Raw genomic sequence first — 1,730 nt, forward strand, 5'->3', positions numbered from 1 at the left:
TCAGACAATCTGTGTGGACACTACAAAGGCAGGTTCTTTAAGGTAAGGAGGTGATCCAACCGCAGGTTCCCCTACGGTTACCTTGTTACGACTTCACCCCAGTCATGAATCACAAAGTGGTAAGCGCCCTCCCGAAGGTTAAGCTACCTACTTCTTTTGCAACCCACTCCCATGGTGTGACGGGCGGTGTGTACAAGGCCCGGGAACGTATTCACCGTGGCATTCTGATCCACGATTACTAGCGATTCCGACTTCATGGAGTCGAGTTGCAGACTCCAATCCGGACTACGACATACTTTATGAGGTCCGCTTGCTCTCGCGAGGTCGCTTCTCTTTGTATATGCCATTGTAGCACGTGTGTAGCCCTACTCGTAAGGGCCATGATGACTTGACGTCATCCCCACCTTCCTCCAGTTTATCACTGGCAGTCTCCTTTGAGTTCCCGGCCGAACCGCTGGCAACAAAGGATAAGGGTTGCGCTCGTTGCGGGACTTAACCCAACATTTCACAACACGAGCTGACGACAGCCATGCAGCACCTGTCTCACGGTTCCCGAAGGCACCAAAGCATCTCTGCTAAGTTCCGTGGATGTCAAGAGTAGGTAAGGTTCTTCGCGTTGCATCGAATTAAACCACATGCTCCACCGCTTGTGCGGGCCCCCGTCAATTCATTTGAGTTTTAACCTTGCGGCCGTACTCCCCAGGCGGTCGACTTAACGCGTTAGCTCCGGAAGCCACGCCTCAAGGGCACAACCTCCAAGTCGACATCGTTTACGGCGTGGACTACCAGGGTATCTAATCCTGTTTGCTCCCCACGCTTTCGCACCTGAGCGTCAGTCTTTGTCCAGGGGGCCGCCTTCGCCACCGGTATTCCTCCAGATCTCTACGCATTTCACCGCTACACCTGGAATTCTACCCCCCTCTACAAGACTCAAGCCTGCCAGTTTCGAATGCAGTTCCCAGGTTGAGCCCGGGGATTTCACATCCGACTTGACAGACCGCCTGCGTGCGCTTTACGCCCAGTAATTCCGATTAACGCTTGCACCCTCCGTATTACCGCGGCTGCTGGCACGGAGTTAGCCGGTGCTTCTTCTGCGAGTAACGTCAATCGACACGGTTATTAACCGTATCGCCTTCCTCCTCGCTGAAAGTACTTTACAACCCGAAGGCCTTCTTCATACACGCGGCATGGCTGCATCAGGCTTGCGCCCATTGTGCAATATTCCCCACTGCTGCCTCCCGTAGGAGTCTGGACCGTGTCTCAGTTCCAGTGTGGCTGGTCATCCTCTCAGACCAGCTAGGGATCGTCGCCTAGGTGAGCCGTTACCCCACCTACTAGCTAATCCCATCTGGGCACATCTGATGGCAAGAGGCCCGAAGGTCCCCCTCTTTGGTCTTGCGACGTTATGCGGTATTAGCTACCGTTTCCAGTAGTTATCCCCCTCCATCAGGCAGTTTCCCAGACATTACTCACCCGTCCGCCACTCGTCACCCGAGAGCAAGCTCTCTGTGCTACCGTTCGACTTGCATGTGTTAGGCCTGCCGCCAGCGTTCAATCTGAGCCATGATCAAACTCTTCAATTTAAGTTTGATGCTCGTAGAATTAAACTTCGTAATGAATTACGTGTTCACTCTTTGAGACTTGGTATTCATTTTTCGTCCGAGGACGTTAAGAATCCATGTCACTTTGAGTGCCCACACAGATTGTCTGATAAATTGTTAAAGAGCAGT

The 1,730-nt window shown here is 52.8% G+C and carries 1 rRNA gene; it reads right to left on the reverse strand.

The annotated features are described in order from the left end of the window. Positions 1 to 43 precede the first annotated feature (43 nt). Positions 44 to 1,583, reverse strand: a 16S ribosomal RNA gene (locus tag GYRE_RS14285). Between the last annotated feature and the right edge of the window lie 147 nt (positions 1,584 to 1,730).

The sequence above is a fragment of the Yokenella regensburgei ATCC 49455 genome (assembly GCF_000735455.1).
Taxonomy (GTDB): Bacteria; Pseudomonadota; Gammaproteobacteria; order Enterobacterales; family Enterobacteriaceae; genus Yokenella; species Yokenella regensburgei.